Raw genomic sequence first — 14,298 nt, forward strand, 5'->3', positions numbered from 1 at the left:
CATGAGCTGCATCTACCGAACCATCGCCGGCGAGACCTGTGATTACGAGGTCATGGCCTGCGTGGTGCGGCAGGGATGCGTCCACGGCGTTGACCCCAGCAAGACCGCCCCGGAGTTCTGGGGCGTGTACGAACGCACGACCACGGGCCCCGACTTCCGGGCCCGTCACATGGAAGATTTCAACACCCTGCAGCAGGCCGGCGACTTCGCAGACCGCATGGCCAAGACCAACAAAATGATGGCGCTCATCGTGCCACGCATAACATGACCCCGATTAAGGACAGCCATGGCTACCGTAACTATCTCAGTGACTGATCTGGAACGAGGGAAAGTTCAGATCGCCCTGGGCGGCGACCCATTGCAGGAAGGACGTCCCCCAACGCATGCCCACGCGGTTGCGCTCATCCTCGCCGAGCAGATCAAGCACATCACCTTCGGTAACGAACTCCGCGGTATCTCACTTAATCCGGGTCAGTACTCCCGACAGATTCATTGATTGGACACTCCCATGACAACGTTCACTCTTTCGGCCGACCAGACCGCGGCCTTTGAGGCGTTCTGCGCGTTCTATCTCGACCCCAACGAATCCGAGTTCGTGTTATGCGGGTACAGCGGAACCGGCAAGACAACCCTCACACGCTACATCCTCGACAACATCCCCCGGCTTGAAGGGCTCCGTGAGATCGTGATGCCCAACTCGCCACGCCTTGAAGTGGCCCTCACAGCCACCACTAACAAGGCCGCCGAGAACTTCGGTCAGATCACCGGCCAGAAGGTGCAGACCATTCACCGTCTGCTGCGCCTGATCCTCAAGACCGATTACGAGACCCGCAAGAGCCAGCTGCGGATCCGGGAAGAGGATGTTCACGACCGCTCCAATCTGCCTCACAACCAGCTGATCTTCATTGACGAAGCCAGCTACATCGACCGGGCGCTGCTGCACTACATCCACTCCCAGACCATCAACTGCAAGATCGTGTTTCTGGGTGATCCCGCACAGCTTCTGAGTGTGGGCTGCAAGCGCTCCCCGGTATTCGATGCCGGCTACAAGACCGCGTATCTCCGTCAGGTCATGCGCCAGGCCGAGGGCAATCCGATCATGGATCTCTCGACCAAGTTCCGAAACACGGTGGAGACCGGGGAGTTCTTCTCCTTCCTCCCAGACGGTTACTTCATCCGTCACCTGCCCCGCGACCAGTTCGAGCGGGAAGTGCTTACCGAGTTCACCCGCCCGGACTGGGGCGACGCCGATTCCAAGATTCTGGCGTGGACGAACAAACGTGTCGTTGGCTACAACCACGCCGTGCGAGACCGGGCCCAGGGCAGTCCGTCCCTGCAGGTAGGCGACTACGCCATCTGCAACCACTACCTGAGCCTCAACCGGGGCGCCATCCGTACCGACCAGACCGTGCTGATCACACGCAAGGAGCCGCGCATCGCGCTTCATGACGTGTTCGGACACTGGGTCGAACTGGACAGCAAGTACCGGGTATTTCTCCCCGATAGCCTCGATGCCAAGAACGGCCGCTACGCCCGTGCCCTCAAGGACGATGATCGAGAGGTCATCAGTGACATCGAACAGTGGGCCGACCTTCGAGCGGCCTATGCCTGCACCATCAACAAGGCGCAGGGCTCCACCTATGACCAGGTCTTCATTGATCTGGACGACCTCAAGAAGTGCCGGAGCAACGACCAGATGGCCCGCATGCTGTACGTCGGGGTCAGTCGCGCGCGTCGGCAGGTGACGTTATGCGGAGACCTGGTATGACCCAAAAGCTGCAATTCGATCCAAGAACCAAACAGCAGATCAAGGACAAGCTGCACGACACGATCTACGGGCCCATGGAGCAGAAGTTTGAGACGCGTCTCCACGGCATTATCCGGGACAACACCAAGCTGCTCAGAAGCTCCTATTTCTCGTTCATCTACGACGGTCAGACCTACGTGCTGAACGGCCAGGAAATTCTCCCCCGAAGGATGAACCGGCTGCACGAAAGCCTCACCGAACGCATGGATGAGTACCTGGCTGATCTCAACCGGCTCAACGCCTACGAGATGCCCTACGTACTGGGCTACATCACGTCGGTGCTCAACACGTCCGACAACATCAACGACTACATCAAGCTGCTCCCCGAGCCGCTGCACCAGCCCCTGCAGGAGCTGATCGACAGCTGCGGGTGCCGAATCTCTGACCTGAGCGATGCCAGGGTCGAAGAGCTCCGCGCGCGCCATGAAGTCCCGATCCAGCTTATCCGGGAGCGCTTTGTCCTGAACCTCGTTTCCTGAAGGTGACGTCATGCGACACATGATCTTCGACGAGGCGGATCATTACCCCATTGCCATCCTGACCAAGGTGAGTGCCTTCCAGCGCTCGGACATGATTCGCCACTACATCGAACCACTCAATCAGCGTCACATTCCAAGCCAGTCCGTGATTGGGTTCACACTCCAGCACGACCGGCGCGGCAAGGTTTCGGTCAAGGACGCCAAGGCGTATCTGGCCAACCTGCTGCCTGGGCTGGACTCGCTGGGAACACGGCTGCTCTATGTCTGCGACGGTGCCTATTTCAAGGTGCTTACCAAGGAGAGAAAGGCCGAGCCGCACTATGGCTACTGCCTGCCCTGCAAGATCGAGGGCTTTGAGCACATGAACGTGGTACTGGGCATGAACCACCAGCAGCTGATCTACAACCCGGATACCCAGTCTCGCCTGACGCTGACGCTCAAGGCGCTGGCGGATGCGCACCTGGGCACCTATCAGGCACTGGGTCAGAACGTCATTGGCCGAGCCAGTTACCCCAAGGATGTCGAGTCGATCCGCGCGGCACTGAGCCAGTTGCACCAGTACCCGACTCTGTCGGCGGACATCGAGGCGTTCTCGCTGAAGGTGCACAACGCCGGTGTCGGAACGTGTGCCTTCTCCTGGAACCAGTCCGATGGCGTGGCCTTCCCCTGTGACTACACCCCGCTGGCCGAGCCTGCGGAGGGCTATCACGGGGAGTTCCGGGTGAACCGGGAGATCCGGGCGGTGCTGCGTGAGTTCCTGGAGGCGTATCAGGGACGCCTTCGCTGGCACAACGCGGCCTATGACCTGCGCTGCCTTATCTGGGCGCTGTGGATGGAGCACCCACTCGATACCGAAGGATTGTTGCACGGGCTTGAGGTCATGACCCGGCTGTTCGATGACACCAAGATCATTGCCTATCTCGCAACCAACTCCACCGCCGGCAACGCGCTGGGGCTGAAGGAACTGGCTCACGAGTTCGCCGGCAATTACGCCCAGGACGACATCAAGGACATTCGCCGAATCCCGCTTGATGAGCTCCTTGAGTACAACCTGGTCGATACGCTTTGCACGAACTATGTGCACGACACGTACCGGCCCATCATGGAGAAAGACCAGCAGGAGGCGGTCTATGAGTCGCTGATGCTGCCGTCGCTCAAGGTCATCATTCAGATGGAATTGACCGGCATGCCGCTTTCCCAAGCCTACGTGGCCAAGGCCCGAGAGGCGCTTGAAAGTGACATTCAGGGCTATCTGGACACCATCAATCAGCAGTCCGTGATCCAGTCCTTCACCCAGCGGCTTCGGCACCGGGAACGAGCGAAGGCCAACAGCAAGCTCAAGACCAAGCAGCACCCGATCGAGCATTTCGATTACGTGATGTTCAATCCGAACTCGGGGCCTCAGCTTCAGATGCTGCTCTATGAAGAGCTGGATCTGCCGGTGATCGACACCACGGCCACTCGCCAGCCGGCAACCGGCGCGGACACCCTCGAGAAGCTGATCAACCACACAAGCGACCCATCCACGGTGGCCATCCTCGAGTCACTGATCGGGTTTGCCAAGGCGGCCAAGATCCTGTCGGCGTTCATCCCGAACTTCGAAGCCGCCATAGAGCACGGAGATGATGTCACCTGGCTTCACGGCAACTTCAACCTGGGCGGCACCAAGTCCGGTCGACTGTCGAGTTCCGATCCAAACCTTCAGCAGATCCCGTCGGGCTCCTACTACGGCAAGCTCATCAAGAAATGCTTCCGAGCGCCCAAGGGCTGGCTGTTCTGTGGGGCGGACTTCAACTCGCTCGAGGACTACATCAGTGCACTCACCACCAAGGATCCCAACAAGCTCAAGGTGTATACGGAGGGCTACGACGGTCACTGCCTGAGGGCGTTCAGCTACTTCCCAGACCGCCTGCCCGGCATTGTCGATACGGTGGAGTCGATCAACTCAATCAAGAAAAAGTATCCCGATATTAGGCAGTTATCCAAGACGCCTACCTTTGCGCTTACTTATGCGGGCACCTACATCACCCTGATGAAAAACCTGGGCTTTGATGAGGAAACCGCCAAGAAGATCGAAGCCAACTACCACGAGCTCTATCGAGTCAGTGACCAGTGGGTGCAGGCACAGCTGGATAAGGCCGCCCAACAGGGATTCGTGGAAGTGGCCTTTGGGTTGCGACTTCGAACACCGCTTCTGGCGCAGACCATCCGTAATCACTCAACCACACCGCACGAAGCCGAGGCAGAAGGGCGCACGGCTGGCAATGCCCTCGGGCAGTCCTATGGCCTGCTCAACAACCGTGCCGCCAATGCCTTCATGGCTGCCGTCTGGGCCTCGCCCTACCGCTTGGACATTAAACCAGTCGCCCTGATTCATGACGCCATCTATCTGCTGATCCGCAACGATCTGGACGTGGTGGCGTTTGCCAATCGGGAACTGATTAAGGCCATGCGCTGGCAGGAACTGCCGGAAATCCAGCACGACACCGTGAAGCTGGGGGCGGCACTCGACATCTTCTGGCCCAGCTGGGCCGAGGACGTGACGCTGCCCAATGACGCCAGCACCGAGGAAATAGAGCGGGTCTGCGAAGAACACTTCCAGGCCATTCAATCCCCTTCATAACCGAATCAGGTATCTCTCATGCAACCGACCAAAGCCCAGTGTGCCGCCATCATCAAGGAAGCGCTCAATGAGTTCGTCACCGAACGCCTCAATCGCGCGCTGTCCCGCAAATGATGCGGCCGCTGCATGAAGAGCTTCACAAGCTCAAGAAGGCCCTTCGCCACCGGAACATGGCCGTAACCGAGGATCGTGACTTCAGCGACACCGCCGCCTACCTCAGGCTCACCAAGATGGACGGCCTGACACCCCGTCAGTTTGTTATCGAGGCCCGACCCACCGGCGGGTTTCTGTGCAAGGAAGTCGGCCTTGGCCCCAACGGCATCGACTGGGCCGTTCGCTTCACCACCCCGCATTTCTATGGCATGCCGATCGAGGAAATCTACGCCCTTTAGGCCCCTGCAAGGATTCCCATGAGCACACCCAAACTGGCGTGGGTCTCGGGCAGCCGTGTCACCGGCTATCAGGTCGAGATCAACCGCGATGTACTGCGCCGTAATGATGCGCTTTGCGAGCTCACGTCCATCACGTTTCCGAAGTACCGCCTGGCCCAGGACATCGCCAATGTCGTCCATGGGCATCTCGCACCCGCCTCATCTCGATGAGGCGTTTTCATTTCTAGGGGCCCCAGCTGGGGCCCTTTCTGTTTTTGGAGCTGTTACATGCCCTCGAACGCATCCCGCCAGCCTGTACCGCTTGCCCTGACAGACCAGCAACGATCGGATCTCACGACGTTGGTGCAGCGCAGTGCAGATGATTTTGAACACTACACCCACGGGCCCTATTTCAGTGCGGATTACGCCAAGGATCCCGAAGGCGCTCAGGAACTGATCGACCTTTACGACCGGGCGGATGACCTGATCGCGCAGCTGGAGAAACCAACTCAACACGTCATCACTCTGTCCGTCGAGACTGCTTGGCTGCTGATGAAGGAGTGGTGGGCCGCGCAGGGGATGCTCCCGCCCGTTGAATGCACCGCCGCGCGAGCCGAGATGCAGAGCCTTCGTGACCACATCATCGCTGCCCATGACCGGCCCGGGACGGCAGGGCAATGACCTTTGACGATCTGGAGGTCGGCCGGACGTATCGCGGCAGGCAGCCTCGCGGCGTCTTCGAGAAGGGCACGCAGCACATCAATGACCGCCGCATCATCGAGATTACCGAAGAGGGGGAAGTTCGCTTCGACACGCCCGGGCTTCGTCTTGGACGTCGACTGACCATGACAGGCATCAAGCAATTCATGGCCTGGGCGGCCTATGACTGCACCAACGAGTTCACTGTCCTCGACTATGAGTGGCTGCCCTGGCCGATGACGTGCGCCCAGCAGGCACGTCTCAAGCAGGCCCTGGAAGTGGCGTGTCGTTTCGATGTCGTCCAGGAAACCAACGCTGGGCACGACGCTGTGCTCGGATCCTTTTTCCGCCTGTATGACGCGGAAGTGTACTTAAACCGCTGTTTGGATGAGGGGTTGGATGCCTACCTCGTTCTGAGCGAGGAGTAATCCCATGGCCGAAGCCATCGAGCTGTACGACCCCACCAATCAGGTGCGGATCACGCGGCACAACCACACCTTCAGTCTTACGTTTTCCGTCACCGCCGGGCAGCCCCGAGAAGCGCGAACCATGGATCTCTCACTGGATCAGATGCGGGCACTGCATACCTGGCTCAGCGAGGAGATCGAGGCAGACGGCGTGGGCTGGCGGCGTTTTACCACCTGATCGGGCGCCCTCCGGGCACTCGGTGACTTTATCCATTCAAAGGGTATTTCCATGACACATTCCATCACGCGTTCCGTTAAGCGCTCCATCAAGCGACCCATCAAGCGCGCCTATTACCGCTGGCGTTTCCGGCAGGCTGCCGACGTGTTCGCACGCGGTGAAACCAGCCGAAGCACGTCCATCGGTGAGATGAACCACTGGCTCACTGTTTTGGCGTCCGTAGACCCGAACGCGCCGAAGATCCGCTTTCCAGAGCATTATCGAGGGAACCATGATCGATCCGCATAAACCCAAGTACTTCCCGCTCTACTGGCGAATGGCGTATCAGGCGCAGTACGAGTCCGTGGCCACGCGCGAGCAGGTCGGCTCAGTGGTCGTCACGACCTCGGGCATGCTGAGCATTGGCTGGAACGGTATGCCTGCCGGCATGCCCAACGCCTGCGAGACCTATCAGCACGTTCCCGGGGAAGGGCGGCACCGCCTGAAAACCAACCGTGCCGTGATCCATGCCGAGCAGAACGCACTCGACAAGATGCTGGTGCAGGGCATTCCCACCAAGAACGCCTTGCTGTTTGTCACGTTGTCACCGTGCTTTGAGTGCGCCAAGAAACTGGTCGGTCTCGGCCTCAAGGCCATTCACTACGACCGACTCCACGACTGCACCGAAGGGCTGGATCTTTTGAAGGATGTCGGCGTTTCGGTCGTCTCGCGTGACGAGAACCATACCGGTCAGTCTCTAATGCTCCAGTAACAGGAGAGCCCGCATGTACAACCGACGCTTTGAAACAGCGCCAGACCCGAACCAGTACCGCGCCGAGGCTGCACACATCATGCTTCGCCGCCGCCAGCTCGAGCAGCGCGAGCACCTGCCCTCAAACCATCCTGATGCTCTCGAGGAAGATGAGTATGACCAGCTTGAAAACCTCAGAGCCTGGGAGCCCTGAGTACCGCGTCCTTCAGCTTTCACGGAACTGGATTCGCAACCAGCGTCACCATTCCCGCCTGCAGAAGTGGGCGGGGTTTGAGTACGACTTCTCGGGCTCCGTGCGCTCGCCGCACTGGAAGGGCTACAAGTGCATGGCCCATGACGGCGCCATCTATATTCGCCTTTGGAGGATGTGATGCGGCCGACACACGTGGTCGTCAACTTCTCGGAATCCCCCTGGTTTGAAGACGGTGTCGAGACGCCGTTCGAGGCGTTCGAGAAGAAGGCCCGGCAAATCGCCTGGGGAAGCACCGAGGGCTACATCAAAACGCACGTTTCCGTGTTCTTCGACAATGACGCACATTTCGCCTGCCGCATTGACCTTCAGCGGAGCAAGGAGACGTGCTTCTATTCCTACGTGCAATCGCGGCTGGACTTCCTGCGCACCGAGCGGTTCAACGCGTTGCCGGACATCGTGAAAGCGTCCTACCGCAAGAGCACGGATTTCATGGAATTGATCGATTTTTCAGACGTTTTGAATCTCTCATAAGTAGGGGGTCAGGCATGGCATTTATACCGTTATTTTCAGTATAATGGCTCTACCACTTATTCTTCGGAGCGTCTTATCTATGTCAGTAGATCAGAGCAACTTCAAATTCACTGAAAACGATAACGACATCATCGTGGGCTTTGGCTCAGTTCGGGCTCAAGACCCTGTCGAAGGCCGCAAGACCGCCTGGGTACTGCCAGGACGCCGCGTTACAGAGGATCGATCAGAAGCCGAGCACTACGCTCAGCGCCTGGATCGCCTGGTGCGTTCAAACCTTCAGACCCATGGACGCGCGCTTATTTGATCTATTGCATTATTTCATTACTTAAACACTGAATTATTTCAGCATGTAAACCACCCCATCTTTAAAATCAAGCCGGCCAATGCCGGCTTTTTCTTTGAGGAGGGGTGCCCATGCCCTTTAAAGACATGCCCCCGGACTTCCAAGGAATGCTTGGGGCTTTCATCATCAGCGTCGTCAGCGGCGTTGTCTCCATCATGCAGCGCATCGTGCGTGGCCATGATGCCAACGTACTCTGGATCATCAGCGAGTTCCTGGCAGCCGTCCTGTGCGGCTACCTCATGTACGACAGCTATTTCAGCATTGCCAAGCATCTGCCTGGCTGGATGACACTGCCGGTGGCCATCGCCTTGTCAGCGCATATCGGTGGACGCTCGCTCCAGGCTCTGGAGACCATGCTGTATCGAAAATACGGTCTTTTGAAAGCGAGAGACCGCCCCTGATTCTCTGTTCCTTGAGAAGCCCTTGGCACCTTCGGGTGCCTTTTTTATGTGTGTACTCTGACCTCACTCAAACCGCGCAAGCGGGGTCTGGTTTTGGACTGATTTAGGAGATAATGCACCTATTGATCGAAACCACGAACATCAAGGCAGGCCGAAATGAGCAATTCTGGCAAAAATCCTGGCGAATCCCCCACAGAATTTAAAAAGCTCGAGGATGAGATCCCGGATCTGCGTGCGTATCAACAGAGCTTCAAACCAGAAGGATTCATGAACCGGGTAATGGCGTCGATATGGATGGTACGTCGTGCAGGCTTCAGTGAGCGCCACTCGCCCAGGGCATATCACCTGGCCAAGAACGTGGCGTTGATCTTTCAGACCCTGGGTGGCACCGCCATGGTGCTGTCGTTTCTGGGCTACTTCATCGCCCATACCGAGAGCTATACGCTTACCAGCGCCTGCTCGGGCATGGCCCTTGGTTTGTTTGTGATGGTTCCAGGGCTTATACTGAATGCCAAGGTAGAAGCTGATAATTACAGAGCTACGCGATTTAGGCGTGGCAAGGAAGAAGACGATGCTGACTGAGCCAATCACGCTACTCTTTATGAGTCCCGTAATCGTCGTTATGCTCACCTGGATCTTTGTGGCGTACATCGCGCCCCACATGAAATGGTTCAAGGCACTCGACCGTGAGTTCGGAATCGATCGGGACAAGCGTTAAGCGATCTATTGCATACCCCCATTCTTTAAAGCCTCGGCCATGCCGGGGCTTTTCTGATTCAGGGAGCAGCCGCCATAGATTGACGATCTATGACTGGCACTGTACCGTTACTGTTCAGCGGGCGCTGATTCAGCCGGTCAACGCCATCAGTTCCCGCGACCTCCCCTTGTTGTTCAGACCGCCTCCGGTCGCCGATTTCCCTTAAAAAATTCTCTTCCGAAAAATCCACAGCACCCCTTAGCTCAGTTCGCATAATCATCATTATGTTAAATTAGATTATTTTTGTGTGGATAACCTCGAGACACGATCTCTTTGAAACATCTTGTAAAGAAAACTAAGCGTGCTAAATTAGCGCGCTTACTTAAAATTCAGACCTGTTAGGCCAGCCTCACGTGTTCAAGTTCGCCGCTGCTTTAGTCGCAGCCACCCTCTGGTGCACCACCATTTACGTCTTCGCCATCACAAAACCGAATTGTCGCTATGCCAATTACTATGGCCGTGACCTGTGTTCCGTCGCAGATCGGTTATCTCAAGAAATGAAGCGGAAAAATCCAAAGCAATATGATCCCGATATATTTATAGATCGGGTAGCATCGAAAGATGATTTCCTGGAGTTTTCAGGAAAAATGAAAGAAACGAAAAGTGCGCTTATTCTTCGTATATGGGGGCACCAAGTTACCCAGAAGAAAATAGATACTTTTCTTTCCGGCCATATTACTTATGGCATTTGTCAGTACAAAGCCAACAAGAAAATAAAGACATTCCTTTATCAAAAGGGACGAGTTAAATACAAAGTGTATGACGCCTATAACAACCTCATTGGCGTATCCACTATTTTTAAGCCGCATTGTCCCCGATAAATTAAATGTTTCTGGGTGGGTAGCTTCGAGTCTCGATCATGTACTTCCACTGCCTACCCGCCTTCTCCCCTTTTCTGCTGCCATAACGCAACATCACCTCGAACCAGGAAGTGCCCATGATGTCGGCCAGCCGATGGTCATGGTGCTTCAGATCCAGCTCCATCTGCTCGATCAACCGATACCCGATCAGTGCCATCTTGTAGTCCATCACAAGCATGGCTTCATCTCGCCAGCGTTCCGCCTGGCTCTTGAGTCGCTGTTTCATGGGCTGCCCCATAGTGAATGGCAGGGTGCATCCTGCACCTTCTTTGGATGATTCATCCCCTGAAAATAACGGTATATATCATGCCAAAGAGCCCCCCAATCATTGATGTACAGCTGCCGCTTGTTGAGCGAAGGCGCCTTACCAAAGACCTCGGGATCGAGTGGACAAACGCGTATGCCGATGGCTTCGCGAACCCGTCCCTTGAGGAATCCCCGTTTGGCGGGCTCGGCATGAGAATGGCCTGGCACGCCGGCCGCAGCGACAAACTTATCCTGCTACAGGAGCATGCCCGATGAAACCAAAATACAAACAGTCCGGTGCCACTCGCCAGCGCAAGAGTGATCGTCTTTCCTATCATCTGACCATGGTGTTCGAGCGGTTTAAAGGCGAGCCCTTCGCCCAAAAGGTGCCTGTCTATTCCAAGCAGATTATGTGGGCGCAAGAGGCGCTATGGGTACACAACTGGATGCTGAGCACGGCCCTGCCCTGGCACATCACCTGCATTGCCACAGGGCTGGATGATACCGGCGAGATCAAGCGTGAGATCGTTGAGTTCACTGTATGGCAGCCGTCGTTGCTCGAGGAGTTGACCCCGCTGATCAACGAAAAGCTCCGGGAAGCGCGAGACGGAATCAACCCCAATCATTTGATTGCCGAGCGCTGCGAATACCGTCGCGCTCGTCGATCCGACCATATCAAGGACGTGGCCTAGTCAGGTTCCATGGAGCCCAGCGGGCGGTGGCACATAACACCCGCAGTAAGAGCCTGATATGCCTTAGACGCAATCTCCGATCAGGTGATCTTACCCCCGTGCTGTCAGGGAGTTATCTGGCAAATTCAGTTTAGCCTTCAGATCTCCTATTGCCTAATTCTTAAACAATCACATGTCGTTTACATTCCAGGCCATAATAAAATTATTCCAAATATTCGTATCTAATATTACTTACGTAGATTGAATGTTTTTCTACAAAATCATGAAGAGAGTTTACGTCTGAGATAGCTTTTTTTAAGGAATCACCACCACTAGCTTTACCACTTATTTTATTCTTGATGTCACCATCAATTAAGCAGAAAACCTTTGTATCAAATGGTTTGATCAAATGCATTATTCCTGCTCTAGGAACACGAAGAAGATTTCTCGTGTTATTCCCTTCAAACAACTCGAGATTAAAATCTATAGATTTGATAGTTTTAAAACTGTAATTTCTCACTCGGGTTGCTATGGGGAATGAGGGTGGGCATTGTTTTGCAAAGCTATTTCTATCAAGAGTTACGTCAACACGAGGCCCATACATGACAGAACCTGCTAAGATCGCAGAACAAAACAATAGTGAAAAAATGACTAAATAAATTTTTTTCATATTAAGAACACTAACTCCAATCTTCTTCTTTAAAAAAACTGTATCTAACCTAACTCAAGACATTCCCTAAAGTTTGCATACCTGTCCGCTGTCGCGGATCTCGCCCATACGTGACTTGCCGATCCCGTTAATCCGTGTGAGCTCACTGATCGAGCGCCAAGGACGCCCATCAATGATGTCCTGTGCGCGTGCTGACCCAACATTTGGCAGCTCATCCAGCTCGCTTACAGATCCGGTATTCAAATCGATGCAGCTTGATCCATTGGCCTGAGCCACCTGAACATTTGCCGAAGCAAATCCGGGTTCAGCATCCCCGGTCGTCATATAGATAGGGGCATGATCCGACACCGTGCTGCGACCTTCTTCGTGCGAAATGCCGAGTAGGTCGGGATACTGCACGATTGCGCTGCCGGTGACGTTAAGCGCTTCTGGATCGAACCAGAGGTTGTCGTACAGATTCGCGTATGTGCCGTCGGCTTTACCAAGGGTCGTAGCGCTATACTTGATCGCAGGCTCTGCGCCCTGGTCGTGAAGCGGCTGCCAGGCTGGGCTGTCGGGTGGGAGGTTGTAGTCGCCCGCGATGACACGCGGCGTGTCTGGATAGACTTCCCGCATCCAGTCCCAGATTGATGCGAGCTCGCGGATTTCGGGAGTACGGTCTGAGCGGCTGTCGCCATAGATGATGTGTACCGTGGCCATCGCAATCTTGTTGCCATCGTCTTTGTCACGGAACTCGGCAAGGTAGGGCTCGCGCGCAAACAAGTCGCCCGGATCCAGATACACTACGGCGCCTTTCGTGTACTCGACTGCACTATCACGCCAGAGATATGCATAGCTTTCACGATATGAGCTGCGCCCGACTTCATGGGATGTCATCGACGACCATGACTCGCCCGTTCGATCTTCAAGTGCGTGCTCGAGCTCTGTGACAGCATCAGCGCTCATAACCTCCTGCAATGCCCAGAGATCCGCACCTTGGGCAATCTCAGCGACATGACCAATGTTCTTGCCGTTGTTCCAGCCTAGATGCTTCAAATTCCATGAGCCGACCGTCATGTCGGCCTGGGCTGAGCCAATGAACCCAAGTGTTGCAATCCAAATTGTGAGAGCAGCAGCGCAGCTCTTACTTTCAGTCGTCAATAGCATGAACATATTGCGTGGAAATACCCTTGCATTAGAAGTACACGGCAGTGAAAGAATAAAATTTTTGCCCTTGAAAAGAATCGCCTTTTCGTCTAGCGTAAATAGGGAATTATGGTGATAGATGGACGCCAGGCGCCTGCAAAGCCAAAGTAAAAACCCATCTTAAACTAAAGTCGATATCGAATTTGTGTCCTAGACGCTTTTTTGTGTTCGGTAAGCAGGCAACTGAGTACAATCAAATAAGCGTCGTCTAACGGAGCAAATTCTGTATGACTACCTTCACCCCGCTCGACCTCATCAAATCTCACGCCAAAAAAGTCAAAAATGAAAAAGTAAAACATAGCAAAGCTTTAGAAAAGATAGCTATGTGCAATGACTTCAATGATTTTCATGAGCTACAAACAGTAAACGAGAGCAATCAGAAAGATCCACGACTCCTCAAAGCGGCATTCGGTATATCTGATCTCACCCAAGTACTGGAAGAAAACGACCATTTATTGGCTGAACTTGAAATACTTGTCGAAGATCAATTATCTGAATTCATAGCTTCAACGAATGCTTCCGGTTTTTTTATTGATGGGCTTACAGTTCATGATTTTTCTTTCGGAGGTAGGTTTGGCCTCGTTATATTAGAAATTTCTTTCGATTACACGGGGGAGCCTATACCCGACAAGGTATTTTCCGCAACTAAACTGCATGTAACCTCTGCAAGCTTGCTTTTAATATTCACAGACGGTGTTTGGACATTCGATGATGAACCTCTGGATATTAAAAATGCTGAGTCAGACCAAGAAATTGACTGGAAACAGCAAGAATACTTTGATGAATACGGAGATTCATCAAGAATAGAAGAAATTATTGCTGAAGAATTAGGCATTACTTTAGAAGAAGCCCAAGAACTATCTGACCTAGAAATACATGCTCGAGAGACATCAGATGGATTAGTAGTCGGTTACTATATAGATATGAATGACCTCGAAAACAATGTAAGCAAACCTTTAAAAAAGAAATTAGAACTTAATCATAGTTGGCCAATGATCGAGTTCAGGTCTCATATTTTTGATACTGAACAAAGTCAATATATTGACTGGCCCTAAATATTTGCAAT

General features: G+C 54.3%; 25 protein-coding genes. 22 read left to right on the forward strand and 3 right to left on the reverse strand.

The annotated features are described in order from the left end of the window. The first annotated feature begins 1 nt into the window (after nt 1). The 20 genes from NAT49_RS14695 to NAT49_RS14790 all read left to right on the forward strand — a co-directional run bounded on the left by NAT49_RS14695 (nt 2) and on the right by NAT49_RS14790 (nt 10,421). Nucleotides 2-268, forward strand: coding sequence for a hypothetical protein (locus tag NAT49_RS14695; RefSeq protein ID WP_251595555.1), 267 nt, complete (start codon nt 2-4; stop codon nt 266-268). A gap of 18 nt (nt 269-286) precedes the next feature. Continuing rightward, nucleotides 287-496: a hypothetical protein gene (locus tag NAT49_RS14700; protein WP_251595557.1), complete on the forward strand. Its 210-nt coding sequence runs from the start codon at nt 287-289 to the stop codon at nt 494-496. A gap of 12 nt (nt 497-508) precedes the next feature. After that, nucleotides 509-1,768 carry an ATP-dependent DNA helicase gene (locus tag NAT49_RS14705; RefSeq protein ID WP_251595559.1) on the forward strand — a complete coding sequence of 420 codons (1,260 nt, stop codon included), beginning with the start codon at nt 509-511 and terminating at the stop codon, nt 1,766-1,768. Beyond that, entirely contained in the window at nt 1,765-2,286 is a 522-nt protein-coding gene (locus tag NAT49_RS14710; RefSeq protein WP_251595561.1) for a hypothetical protein, read from the forward strand. The genes NAT49_RS14705 and NAT49_RS14710 overlap by 4 nt, the downstream gene beginning before the upstream one ends. A gap of 10 nt (nt 2,287-2,296) precedes the next feature. Further along, nucleotides 2,297-4,909, forward strand: coding sequence for a DNA polymerase (locus NAT49_RS14715; RefSeq protein WP_251595563.1), 2,613 nt, complete (start codon nt 2,297-2,299; stop codon nt 4,907-4,909). A 110-nt stretch (nt 4,910-5,019) separates the two neighbouring features. After that, nucleotides 5,020-5,301, forward strand: coding sequence for a hypothetical protein (locus tag NAT49_RS14720; protein WP_251595565.1), 282 nt, complete (start codon nt 5,020-5,022; stop codon nt 5,299-5,301). 18 nt (nt 5,302-5,319) lie between these two features. Then, nucleotides 5,320-5,511, forward strand: a complete 192-nt coding sequence (locus tag NAT49_RS14725; RefSeq protein WP_251595567.1) for a hypothetical protein — start codon at nt 5,320-5,322, stop codon at nt 5,509-5,511. Nucleotides 5,512-5,568: 57 nt separating this feature from the next. Then, nucleotides 5,569-5,961, forward strand: coding sequence for a hypothetical protein (locus NAT49_RS14730; RefSeq protein WP_251595568.1), 393 nt, complete (start codon nt 5,569-5,571; stop codon nt 5,959-5,961). Next, nucleotides 5,958-6,407, forward strand: a complete 450-nt coding sequence (locus NAT49_RS14735) for a hypothetical protein (protein ID WP_251595570.1) — start codon at nt 5,958-5,960, stop codon at nt 6,405-6,407. The genes NAT49_RS14730 and NAT49_RS14735 overlap by 4 nt, the downstream gene beginning before the upstream one ends. 4 nt (nt 6,408-6,411) lie before the next feature. Continuing rightward, the gene (locus tag NAT49_RS14740; RefSeq protein ID WP_251595572.1) at nt 6,412-6,624 is read left to right on the forward strand and encodes a hypothetical protein; all 213 of its coding nucleotides are present in this window, start codon (nt 6,412-6,414) and stop codon (nt 6,622-6,624) included. A gap of 51 nt (nt 6,625-6,675) precedes the next feature. After that, nucleotides 6,676-6,912: a hypothetical protein gene (locus NAT49_RS14745; RefSeq protein ID WP_251595574.1), complete on the forward strand. Its 237-nt coding sequence runs from the start codon at nt 6,676-6,678 to the stop codon at nt 6,910-6,912. After that, entirely contained in the window at nt 6,896-7,375 is a 480-nt protein-coding gene (locus NAT49_RS14750; protein ID WP_251595576.1) for a deaminase, read from the forward strand. Before NAT49_RS14745 ends, NAT49_RS14750 begins: the two co-directional genes overlap by 17 nt. Nucleotides 7,376-7,388: 13 nt before the next feature. After that, nucleotides 7,389-7,568 carry a hypothetical protein gene (locus NAT49_RS14755; protein WP_251595578.1) on the forward strand — a complete coding sequence of 60 codons (180 nt, stop codon included), beginning with the start codon at nt 7,389-7,391 and terminating at the stop codon, nt 7,566-7,568. Then, entirely contained in the window at nt 7,531-7,746 is a 216-nt protein-coding gene (locus NAT49_RS14760) for a hypothetical protein (protein ID WP_251595580.1), read from the forward strand. The genes NAT49_RS14755 and NAT49_RS14760 overlap by 38 nt, the downstream gene beginning before the upstream one ends. Beyond that, nucleotides 7,746-8,099: an LPD25 domain-containing protein gene (locus tag NAT49_RS14765; protein ID WP_251595582.1), complete on the forward strand. Its 354-nt coding sequence runs from the start codon at nt 7,746-7,748 to the stop codon at nt 8,097-8,099. Before NAT49_RS14760 ends, NAT49_RS14765 begins: the two co-directional genes overlap by 1 nt. 79 nt (nt 8,100-8,178) lie before the next feature. After that, on the forward strand, nt 8,179-8,403 hold the full coding sequence (locus tag NAT49_RS14770) for a hypothetical protein (RefSeq protein WP_251595584.1): 225 nt from the start codon (nt 8,179-8,181) through the stop codon (nt 8,401-8,403). A gap of 110 nt (nt 8,404-8,513) precedes the next feature. Further along, nucleotides 8,514-8,843 (forward strand): phage holin family protein, encoded by a 330-nt coding sequence (locus NAT49_RS14775; RefSeq protein WP_251595586.1) that lies wholly within the window; start codon nt 8,514-8,516, stop codon nt 8,841-8,843. Between the two features lie 156 nt (nt 8,844-8,999). Beyond that, on the forward strand, nt 9,000-9,425 hold the full coding sequence (locus NAT49_RS14780; RefSeq protein ID WP_251595588.1) for a hypothetical protein: 426 nt from the start codon (nt 9,000-9,002) through the stop codon (nt 9,423-9,425). Further along, complete coding sequence (locus NAT49_RS14785; protein ID WP_251595590.1) at nt 9,415-9,561, forward strand: hypothetical protein; 147 nt, start codon at nt 9,415-9,417, stop codon at nt 9,559-9,561. Before NAT49_RS14780 ends, NAT49_RS14785 begins: the two co-directional genes overlap by 11 nt. A 392-nt stretch (nt 9,562-9,953) precedes the next feature. Next, complete coding sequence (locus NAT49_RS14790) at nt 9,954-10,421, forward strand: hypothetical protein (protein ID WP_251595592.1); 468 nt, start codon at nt 9,954-9,956, stop codon at nt 10,419-10,421. Between the two features lies 1 nt (nt 10,422). Here NAT49_RS14790 and NAT49_RS14795 read toward each other — a convergent pair whose 3' ends face one another. Next, entirely contained in the window at nt 10,423-10,686 is a 264-nt protein-coding gene (locus NAT49_RS14795) for a hypothetical protein (protein WP_251595594.1), read from the reverse strand. A 292-nt stretch (nt 10,687-10,978) separates the two neighbouring features. On the opposite strand from NAT49_RS14795, the gene NAT49_RS14800 reads away from it, so the two are divergent. Next, nucleotides 10,979-11,398: a hypothetical protein gene (locus NAT49_RS14800; RefSeq protein WP_251595596.1), complete on the forward strand. Its 420-nt coding sequence runs from the start codon at nt 10,979-10,981 to the stop codon at nt 11,396-11,398. Nucleotides 11,399-11,600: 202 nt separating this feature from the next. Here NAT49_RS14800 and NAT49_RS14805 read toward each other — a convergent pair whose 3' ends face one another. Further along, entirely contained in the window at nt 11,601-12,047 is a 447-nt protein-coding gene (locus tag NAT49_RS14805) for a hypothetical protein (protein WP_251595598.1), read from the reverse strand. A gap of 66 nt (nt 12,048-12,113) precedes the next feature. Beyond that, complete coding sequence (locus tag NAT49_RS14810) at nt 12,114-13,193, reverse strand: helix-hairpin-helix domain-containing protein (RefSeq protein WP_251595600.1); 1,080 nt, start codon at nt 13,191-13,193, stop codon at nt 12,114-12,116. Nucleotides 13,194-13,459: 266 nt separating this feature from the next. On the opposite strand from NAT49_RS14810, the gene NAT49_RS14815 reads away from it, so the two are divergent. Further along, nucleotides 13,460-14,287 (forward strand): hypothetical protein, encoded by an 828-nt coding sequence (locus tag NAT49_RS14815; protein WP_251595601.1) that lies wholly within the window; start codon nt 13,460-13,462, stop codon nt 14,285-14,287. Nucleotides 14,288-14,298: the final 11 nt, after the last annotated feature.

This window comes from Larsenimonas suaedae (assembly GCF_023712105.1).
Taxonomy (GTDB): Bacteria; Pseudomonadota; Gammaproteobacteria; order Pseudomonadales; family Halomonadaceae; genus Larsenimonas; species Larsenimonas suaedae.

Coding starts and splice junctions, on each gene's coding strand:
- NAT49_RS14760 (WP_251595580.1), top strand. CDS start 7,531: ATGACCAGCTTGAAAACCTCAGAGCCTGGGAGCCCTGAGTACCGCGTC.
- NAT49_RS14745 (WP_251595574.1), top strand. CDS start 6,676: ATGACACATTCCATCACGCGTTCCGTTAAGCGCTCCATCAAGCGACCC.
- NAT49_RS14710 (WP_251595561.1), top strand. CDS start 1,765: ATGACCCAAAAGCTGCAATTCGATCCAAGAACCAAACAGCAGATCAAG.
- NAT49_RS14775 (WP_251595586.1), top strand. CDS start 8,514: ATGCCCTTTAAAGACATGCCCCCGGACTTCCAAGGAATGCTTGGGGCT.
- NAT49_RS14720 (WP_251595565.1), top strand. CDS start 5,020: ATGATGCGGCCGCTGCATGAAGAGCTTCACAAGCTCAAGAAGGCCCTT.
- NAT49_RS14750 (WP_251595576.1), top strand. CDS start 6,896: ATGATCGATCCGCATAAACCCAAGTACTTCCCGCTCTACTGGCGAATG.
- NAT49_RS14740 (WP_251595572.1), top strand. CDS start 6,412: ATGGCCGAAGCCATCGAGCTGTACGACCCCACCAATCAGGTGCGGATC.
- NAT49_RS14715 (WP_251595563.1), top strand. CDS start 2,297: ATGCGACACATGATCTTCGACGAGGCGGATCATTACCCCATTGCCATC.
- NAT49_RS14765 (WP_251595582.1), top strand. CDS start 7,746: ATGCGGCCGACACACGTGGTCGTCAACTTCTCGGAATCCCCCTGGTTT.
- NAT49_RS14700 (WP_251595557.1), top strand. CDS start 287: ATGGCTACCGTAACTATCTCAGTGACTGATCTGGAACGAGGGAAAGTT.
- NAT49_RS14755 (WP_251595578.1), top strand. CDS start 7,389: ATGTACAACCGACGCTTTGAAACAGCGCCAGACCCGAACCAGTACCGC.
- NAT49_RS14810 (WP_251595600.1), bottom strand. CDS start 13,193: ATGCTATTGACGACTGAAAGTAAGAGCTGCGCTGCTGCTCTCACAATT.
- NAT49_RS14705 (WP_251595559.1), top strand. CDS start 509: ATGACAACGTTCACTCTTTCGGCCGACCAGACCGCGGCCTTTGAGGCG.
- NAT49_RS14800 (WP_251595596.1), top strand. CDS start 10,979: ATGAAACCAAAATACAAACAGTCCGGTGCCACTCGCCAGCGCAAGAGT.
- NAT49_RS14695 (WP_251595555.1), top strand. CDS start 2: ATGAGCTGCATCTACCGAACCATCGCCGGCGAGACCTGTGATTACGAG.
- NAT49_RS14735 (WP_251595570.1), top strand. CDS start 5,958: ATGACCTTTGACGATCTGGAGGTCGGCCGGACGTATCGCGGCAGGCAG.
- NAT49_RS14805 (WP_251595598.1), bottom strand. CDS start 12,047: ATGAAAAAAATTTATTTAGTCATTTTTTCACTATTGTTTTGTTCTGCG.
- NAT49_RS14770 (WP_251595584.1), top strand. CDS start 8,179: ATGTCAGTAGATCAGAGCAACTTCAAATTCACTGAAAACGATAACGAC.
- NAT49_RS14785 (WP_251595590.1), top strand. CDS start 9,415: ATGCTGACTGAGCCAATCACGCTACTCTTTATGAGTCCCGTAATCGTC.
- NAT49_RS14725 (WP_251595567.1), top strand. CDS start 5,320: ATGAGCACACCCAAACTGGCGTGGGTCTCGGGCAGCCGTGTCACCGGC.
- NAT49_RS14795 (WP_251595594.1), bottom strand. CDS start 10,686: ATGAAACAGCGACTCAAGAGCCAGGCGGAACGCTGGCGAGATGAAGCC.
- NAT49_RS14780 (WP_251595588.1), top strand. CDS start 9,000: ATGAGCAATTCTGGCAAAAATCCTGGCGAATCCCCCACAGAATTTAAA.
- NAT49_RS14815 (WP_251595601.1), top strand. CDS start 13,460: ATGACTACCTTCACCCCGCTCGACCTCATCAAATCTCACGCCAAAAAA.
- NAT49_RS14730 (WP_251595568.1), top strand. CDS start 5,569: ATGCCCTCGAACGCATCCCGCCAGCCTGTACCGCTTGCCCTGACAGAC.